The sequence below is a fragment of the Streptomyces sp. SAS_270 genome, from assembly GCF_052543295.1.
In genome coordinates this window covers 1-7,185 of record NZ_JBMNDS010000156.1, presented here as the reverse complement: position 1 = coordinate 7,185, position 7,185 = coordinate 1, and the positions used below count along the sequence as shown (strand labels likewise).

Sequence of the window (7,185 nt, the reverse complement as noted above, 5' to 3'; positions counted from 1 at the left end):
CTCTTTTTTTGGTTGTCTCTCCCCCCAGGCCCCCGTAATCGGCCTGGACGGCCTCGTCCTCAAACGCCGGACGGACTAAACCACCCTGGCTAACCCGCCAGTCTCTGGTCCTTCAGCAGGAACCATGCCGCCACCGCCGTGGCGAGCAGTACCGCCGCTCCGATGCCGGCCGCCAGGCCGAGGCCGTCGACGAAAGCCTCTCGGGCCGACGTCATCAGGGCGTCCGCGGTGTCGGCCGGGAGGCCGGATGCCACCTCGGCCGCGCCGCCGAGTGACTCGTGGGCCGCGGACGGGGTGCCCGCCGGGGCCGTGAAGTCGCGGTAGGCGCCGGTGACGATGGAGCCGAGGAGTGCGATGCCGAGGGCGGCGCCGAGTTCGTAGGCCGTCTCGGAGACCGCGGACGCGGCGCCCGCCTGCTCCTTGGGCACGCTGGAGAGGATCACGTCGGCGGTGACGGTGAAGGAGAGGCCCGCGCCGACGCCGACGACCAGGAGCGCGCCGCCCAGCAGCGGGTAGCCGGTGGACTGGCTGAGCAGGGTGAGTGCGGCCAGCGCCAGGCCCACCGCCGCGAGTCCGCCCGCGACCACGGCGCGTACGGAGAACCGCCGGGCGACCGAGCCCGCGATCAGACCCGACACCACCGCGCCGACGGCGGCGGGGAGTTCGGCGAGACCCGCCTCCAACGGTCCTCTGCCCTGCACGAGTTGCAGGTACTGCGAGAGGAAGAAGATGAGGCCGGCCAGACCGAGGACGGTGAGCAGGTCGGCGAGCACCGCTGCGGAGAAGCCGCGGTTGCGGAACAGCCGCATGTCCAACAGCGGGGTGGGCAGCGTGAGTTGGCGGCGCACGAACCAGCAGAGCGCGCCGGCACCGAGCACACCGGCGAGCGCGGCTTCCCCGCTCACGCCGTGCGCGGCCGCCTCCTTCACCGCGTACACGAGGCCGATCATGCCGACGAGCGAGAGCACGACGCTGGTCAGGTCCCACGGACCGGGATCGGGATTCCGCGACTCGGGCAGCAGCTTGATGCCGACGAGGACGAGGACCGCCATCACCGGGAGGTTGATCAGGAAGACGGAGCCCCACCAGAAGTGCTCCAGCAGGAATCCTCCGGCGACGGGCCCGACTGCCGTACCGGCGGAGGCAGTTGCTCCCCAGATGCCGATCGCGAGACTGCGTTCGCGCGGGTCGTGGAAGAGGTTGCGGATCAGCGCGAGGGTGGCGGGCATCAGCGTCGCACCCGCGACACCGAGCAGCGCCCGCGCCAGGATCATCAACTCCGGTGTCGTCGCATAGGCGTTGAGCACGGAGACCGCACCGAACGCCGCCGATCCGATGAGCAGCAGCTTCTTGCGGCCGATGCGGTCACCGAGGCTGCCCATGGAGACGAGCAGTCCGGCGATGACGAACGAGTAGACGTCACCGATCCACAGGAGCTGGGTGCCGGAGGGCTTCAGGTCCTCGCTGATGTACGGGGTTGCCAGGCCGAGGACGGTCGCGTCGACGGCCACCAACAGCACGGCCAGGACGAGGACGGAGAGCGCGAGCCAACGGCCCGGACGCTTCTCCAGCTCTGTCGTGGCGGCCGGCTGCAGGGTGCTGGTCATGATTCCTCTCTCCGTAGGGTGCCGCCGAGCAGCAGCTCGACGATCATGTGGTGGAAGTCCTTGCCGGCGACCCGGCCCTCGGCCACGGCCCAGACCCCGGAGGCCATCAGCCCGTAGAGGGCCTCGGTGAGCCAGGCGGGAGTGAGGTCGATACGGAACTCGCCGCTCTCCTGGCCGCGCCGGAACAGCGCGGCGATCCGGGCGTCGAGCCGCGCCCAGCCCTGGTTCTGCTCCGCGCCCTCGAACAGCTGGTTCTCGGTGTAGAGGAACGCGAGCAGTCCGGCGGCGCCTTCGAGCGCCCGCACCAGACGGCGTACGGCCTCCTGGGCGGCGCCCTCGTCGAGCCGCGCCGCATCGAGCGCCGCCTCGCACTCCGCGATGCCGAGCGACTCCAGCGCCCGTACGAGTGCGTCGCGCCCGGCGAAGTGGCGGTGCAGCGTGGCCCTGCTGATCCCGGCCGCCTTGGCGACCTCGTCCATGGTCGCGGTGGATTTCCGGGTCAGGAGGGCCGCGGCACTGCGCAGCACATGCTCACGGTCGACAGCCATGAGACAACCATAGCCCACATGAGACAGCATTGTCTCATCGTAGGCATTGGCGTCTCACCTCTGATGCACAGACGGTCAGGGGCTCCGCTCGGCGCCGGGCCGCCCTGTCGCTGTCAGTGCCAGGGCAGCCGGCCGCGCCGCTCCCAGTACGCCCCCGGCTCCTCGGCGAGAGCCGCGAGCCGGGTGAGCTGCTCGTCGTCGAGGTCGACGACCGCCGCGTGCAGGTTCGAGGAGAGCTGGCCGGTGGTGGCCGCACCGGAGAGGACGACTCCGGCCCACGGCTGGTGCAGGACCAGGGCGAGGGCGACCGCGTCGGCGGCGACCCCGGCCCGCTCGGCGATCTCCCGAACAGCCTCCGGCGCCTGCCCGGCGGCAAGGCGCCCGTTGGCCATGCCCTCCTTGACGATCACCGTGAGCCCCGCGTCGTACGCCTCGCCGAGCGCGGGCGCGGCGGAGGTCTCCAGCACGTTGTACGTCGCCTGGACGGTACGGAAGAGGGGCTCGCCGTCGACCGTGACGGCGAGCGCGGTACGGATCGCGTCGGCCTGGGCGGGCCCGCTGGTCGAGAAGCCGATGCTCAGGCCCCCGGCAGCGGCCTCGGCCAGCCGGGCGTGGAGTTCCTTGTCGGTGAGGGCCGGGCTGTCCGGGGTCACCGAGTGGATCTGGTAGAGGTCGAGGCGGTCGCCGAGCAGTGCGGCGCTCTCGGCGCGCTGACGCTCGTACGTCGCGAGGGTGTGGTCCTTGACCTCGTGCGCCTCGGCGTCGGTGCGCCAGTCCGCGGTGTAGGTGTAGCCCCACTTGCTGCCGATGACCACGTCGTCGACGCCCGGCCGGCCGCTCAGCCAGCCGGCGAGGAACTCCTCGGAGCGGCCGTAGGAGCGCGCCGCGTCGAAGTAGCGCACGCCTTGCGCGTAGGCGGCGTCGAGGAGTTCGTGGGTGCGCTCGCGCAGGGCGTCGACGCTGCGCTCGGCGGGGAGGTCGTCCTCGCGGCCGAGGTTGATGTAGCCGGGGCGGCCGACGGCGGCCAGACCCAGACCGATGTGGCAGGTGGGGGTCGTTGCTGAGGCCAGTCGGGCGAAGGGCATCGCGAGCTCCGTTCGGTCGGCTCCTTGCGGCTCCCGACCAACGTAACCCGCGATGCCCCGGTGATTGGCGACCCGCTACTTGTTCTTGGCGGTGGCCCAGGCGTGCTGGGCCACGAGGTCCGCCTGCACCTCGGCCAGTTGCACGGCGACCGCGCTGGGCGCCGTACCGCCGCGGCCGTCGCGGGAGGCGAGCGCGCCCGGCACGTTGAGCACCGAGCGCACCTCGGGCGTCAGATGCGCGGAGATCTTCGCGAACTGCTCGTCGGTGAGCCCGTCCAGCTCGATGCCGTCGGCCTCGGCGACCTTCACGCACTCGCCCGCGACCTCGTGTGCGACACGGAACGGCACGCCCTGCTTGACCAGCCACTCGGCGATGTCGGTGGCGAGCGAGAAGCCCGCCGGGGCCAGCTCCTCCATACGCTCACGGTTGACGGTGAGGGTGGCCATCATGCCGGTGAAGGCGGGAAGCAGGACTTCGAGCTGGTCGCAGGAGTCGAAGACCGGCTCCTTGTCCTCCTGGAGGTCGCGGTTGTACGCGAGCGGGAGGGCCTTGAGCGTGGCCATCAGGCCGGTCAGGTTGCCGATGAGACGGCCGGACTTGCCGCGCGCCAGCTCGGCGATGTCCGGGTTCTTCTTCTGCGGCATGATCGACGAGCCGGTGGAGAAGGCGTCGTGGAGGGTGACGAAGGAGAACTCCTTCGTGTTCCAGATGATGACCTCCTCGGCGATCCGGGAGAGGTTCACACCGATCATCGCGGTGATGAAGGCGAACTCGGCGACGAAGTCACGGGAGGCCGTGCCGTCGATGGAGTTGGCCACGCTGCCGTGCTCGAAGCCGAGGTCCCTGGCGACCGACTCGGGGTCGAGGCCGAGGGAGGAACCGGCCAGGGCGCCCGAGCCGTACGGGGAGACCGCCGTGCGCTCGTCCCACTGGCGCAGCCGCTCGGCGTCCCGGGACAGCGACTGCACGTGCGCGAGGACGTGGTGGGCGAACAGGACCGGCTGGGCGTGCTGGAGGTGCGTGCGGCCCGGCATCGCGACGTCCGGGTGGGCCTCGGCGAGGCCGACCAGCGCGTCCTGGAGGTCGGCGATCAGGCCGCCGATGATCCGGGCGTGGTCGCGCAGGTACATCCGGAAGAGCGTCGCGACCTGGTCGTTGCGCGAACGTCCGGCGCGGAGCTTGCCGCCGAGGTCGGGACCGAGGCGCTCAAGGAGGCCCCGCTCCAGGGCGGTGTGGACGTCCTCGTCGGCGATCGTGCCCACGAACGAGCCGTCGGCCACATCGGCTTCGAGCCGGTCGAGTCCCTCCAGCATGCGGGAGAGCTCGTCGTCCGTGAGGAGGTTCGCCTTGTGCAGCACGCGCGCGTGGGCACGCGATCCGGCGATGTCGTACGGCGCGAGCCGCCAGTCGAAGTGGACGGACGCGGACAGCTTGGCCAGGGCCTCGGCGGGGCCGTCGGCGAAGCGGCCGCCCCAGAGCCGTACGTCACCGCTGTTGCTGCTCACTGCTCTGCTCCTCGGGAGGTGGGTGGATGTGCGACCGCCTCCCCACCGCGGACGGACGGGGAGGCGGTTGTCACGCTAGCGGTAGGTGACTACGCCAGGTCGCGCTTGGCCGCGATCTTCGACGAAAGGCTGTAGATGTCGATGAAGCCCTTGGCCGCGGCCTGGTCGAAGCTGTCGCCCGTGTCGTACGTGGCGAGGTTGAAGTCGTAGAGCGAGGTGTCGGAGCGCCGGCCGGTGACGACGGCGCGGCCGCCGTGCAGGGTCATCCGGATGTCGCCGTTGACGTGCTGGTTGGCCTCTTCGATGAAGCCGTCCAGGGCGCGCTTGAGCGGGGAGAACCACTGGCCGTCGTAGACCAGTTCGCCCCAGCGCTGCTCGACCTGGCGCTTGTAGCGGGCGAGTTCACGCTCGACGGTGACGTTCTCCAGCTCCTGGTGGGCCGTGATGAGCGCGATCGCACCCGGAGCCTCGTACACCTCGCGGGACTTGATGCCCACGAGGCGGTCCTCGACCATGTCGATCCGGCCGATGCCCTGGGCACCGGCGCGCTCGTTGAGCTGCTGGATCGCCTGGAGCACGGTGACGGGCCTGCCGTCGATGGCGACCGGGACGCCCTGCCTGAAGGAGATGACGACCTCGTCGGCCTCGCGGGGCTCGGCCGGGTTGGAGGTGTACTCGTAGATGTCCTCGATCGGCGCGTTCCAGATGTCCTCCAGGAAGCCCGTCTCCACGGCGCGTCCGAAGACGTTCTGGTCGATGGAGTACGGGGACTTCTTGGAGGTCGCGATCGGGAGGTTCTTCTCCTCGCAGAACGCGATGGCCTTGTCGCGGGTCATCGCGTAGTCGCGGACCGGGGCGATGCACTTGAGGTCGGGGGCGAGGGCGACGATGCCGGCCTCGAAGCGGACCTGGTCGTTGCCCTTGCCGGTGCAGCCGTGGGCGACCGTGGTGGCGCCGTGCTTCTGGGCGGCGGCGACGAGGTGCTTGACGATCGTCGGCCGGGAGAGCGCGGAGACCAGCGGATAGCGGTCCATGTAGAGGGCGTTGGCCTTGATCGCCGGGAGGCAGTACTCGTCGGCGAACTCGTCCTTGGCGTCGGCCACTTCGGCCTCGACCGCACCGCAGGCGAGGGCGCGCTTGCGGATGACGTCCAGGTCCTCGCCGCCCTGGCCGACGTCCACCGCGACGGCGATGACCTCGGCGCCCGTCTCCTCGGCGATCCAGCCGATGGCGACGGAGGTGTCCAGACCGCCTGAGTAGGCGAGTACGACGCGCTCGGTCACGGGTTTCTCCTCACGGTGCGTTCGCTGTCATGCATGAGTATGCAGAGTTCTGCATGATTCGTCAATCTCGACTGATGCCGAGGCTTTTTTCGAAGGCCGTTGAACGCACGAAACCGCTTTCGCGTACTCCCCACCGAACGCAGGCGCCGCGTTTGTACACCCACTCCTGACCCAAGTGAGGCATCCGCATGTCCAGGGCTCTTCCGAAGTACAACAAGCGCCGCGTCGTCATGATCGGCGGTGCCGCCGCAGTGGTGCTGTCCGGAGCGGTGATCGCCGGTTCCGCCCTGGCCGGGGAGTCCGGCAAGAGCAGCGCCAACAACGCCCCGACCAAGGCCGCGCCCGGCACGGTGAACTGCCCGGCCGTCGCGCCGAGCCTCCCCGCTGTCCCCGCCTCCGCGAAGGCCGAGGTCGACCGCAACCTGGCCCTGCTGAACACGCAGATCGCGGAGGCCAACAAGCGGCTCGTCGACACGGTCGGCCAGGGCGGACCGAACTTCGTCCAGAACGCCATCCTCGGCCCCCTCAAGGACAAGCGCGTCGCCACCGTCAACCGCATCGCGACCGCCATCGGCCGCACGGCCGCCAAGCCGCAGGGTCTCGACGCACTGGCGCCCTGCAAGCTGAACACGGGCGGCGGCACGGCGACGGGCGGCGGCGCGGCGGCCGGTGGAGGCGCTGCCCCCGCGGCGCCGAGCGCGACGGCGACCGCGCAGGCGGGCGGCGCCGCGAACAACGCGGGGGGTGCGGCCGCGGCCGGCACCATCACCTGCCCCGACGTCGCCTCGCAGCTCCCGGCGGTCCCCGCCTCCGCGAAGGCCGAGGTCGACCGCAACCTGGCCCTGCTCAACACGCAGATCACGGAGGCCAACACGCGACTGGTCAACACGGTCGGCCAGGGCGGACCGAACTTCGTCCAGAACGCGATCCTCGGCCCCCTCAAGGACAAGCGCGCCTCGACGATCGACCGCATCGCGATCTCGATCGGCCGTACGGCGGCCAAGCCCACGGGTCTGAACTCCCTCGCCACCTGCACACTCAACAAGTGACGGGCCCCGTGGCCGCACCGGTCGACGCCAAGGACGAGTTCGCCGACGAGTACTGCCTCCCGGCGATCAAGGCCAACGCCCTCTACATGGACCGCTATCCGCTGGTC

Annotated in this window: 6 protein-coding genes and 1 pseudogene; 2 read left to right on the top strand and 5 right to left on the bottom strand. The window is 70.5% G+C overall.

The features are described 5' to 3' along the window. Positions 1 to 89: 89 nt before the first annotated feature. The 5 genes from ACN6LB_RS45350 to ACN6LB_RS45330 form a co-directional block, all read right to left on the bottom strand. The gene (locus ACN6LB_RS45350; RefSeq protein ID WP_445031035.1) at positions 90 to 1,607 is read right to left on the bottom strand and encodes an MFS transporter; all 1,518 of its coding nucleotides are present in this window, start codon (positions 1,605 to 1,607) and stop codon (positions 90 to 92) included. Further along, the gene (locus ACN6LB_RS45345; RefSeq protein ID WP_356134728.1) at positions 1,604 to 2,155 is read right to left on the bottom strand and encodes a TetR/AcrR family transcriptional regulator; all 552 of its coding nucleotides are present in this window, start codon (positions 2,153 to 2,155) and stop codon (positions 1,604 to 1,606) included. Before ACN6LB_RS45345 ends, ACN6LB_RS45350 begins: the two co-directional genes overlap by 4 nt. A 113-nt stretch (positions 2,156 to 2,268) precedes the next feature. Next, entirely contained in the window at positions 2,269 to 3,240 is a 972-nt protein-coding gene (locus ACN6LB_RS45340) for an aldo/keto reductase (RefSeq protein WP_356134730.1), read from the bottom strand. Between the two features lie 75 nt (positions 3,241 to 3,315). Further along, positions 3,316 to 4,746 carry an argininosuccinate lyase gene (argH, locus tag ACN6LB_RS45335; RefSeq protein WP_445031034.1) on the bottom strand — a complete coding sequence of 477 codons (1,431 nt, stop codon included), beginning with the start codon at positions 4,744 to 4,746 and terminating at the stop codon, positions 3,316 to 3,318. Between the two features lie 89 nt (positions 4,747 to 4,835). After that, positions 4,836 to 6,029, bottom strand: coding sequence for an argininosuccinate synthase (locus ACN6LB_RS45330; RefSeq protein WP_356134735.1), 1,194 nt, complete (start codon positions 6,027 to 6,029; stop codon positions 4,836 to 4,838). A gap of 188 nt (positions 6,030 to 6,217) precedes the next feature. Between ACN6LB_RS45330 and ACN6LB_RS45325 the strand changes: the two genes are divergently transcribed. Next, positions 6,218 to 7,078 carry a hypothetical protein gene (locus ACN6LB_RS45325; protein ID WP_445031033.1) on the top strand — a complete coding sequence of 287 codons (861 nt, stop codon included), beginning with the start codon at positions 6,218 to 6,220 and terminating at the stop codon, positions 7,076 to 7,078. Between the two features lie 2 nt (positions 7,079 to 7,080). After that, positions 7,081 to 7,185: pseudogene (locus ACN6LB_RS45320) on the top strand (argininosuccinate synthase domain-containing protein); the annotation flags it as partial.

What these genes read in the sequence shown, in the direction of transcription:
- ACN6LB_RS45350 (WP_445031035.1), bottom strand. Translation starts at nt 1,607, where the DNA reads ATGACCAGCACCCTGCAGCCGGCCGCCACGACAGAGCTGGAGAAGCGT.
- ACN6LB_RS45340 (WP_356134730.1), bottom strand. Translation starts at nt 3,240, where the DNA reads ATGCCCTTCGCCCGACTGGCCTCAGCAACGACCCCCACCTGCCACATC.
- ACN6LB_RS45325 (WP_445031033.1), top strand. Translation starts at nt 6,218, where the DNA reads ATGTCCAGGGCTCTTCCGAAGTACAACAAGCGCCGCGTCGTCATGATC.
- ACN6LB_RS45345 (WP_356134728.1), bottom strand. Translation starts at nt 2,155, where the DNA reads ATGGCTGTCGACCGTGAGCATGTGCTGCGCAGTGCCGCGGCCCTCCTG.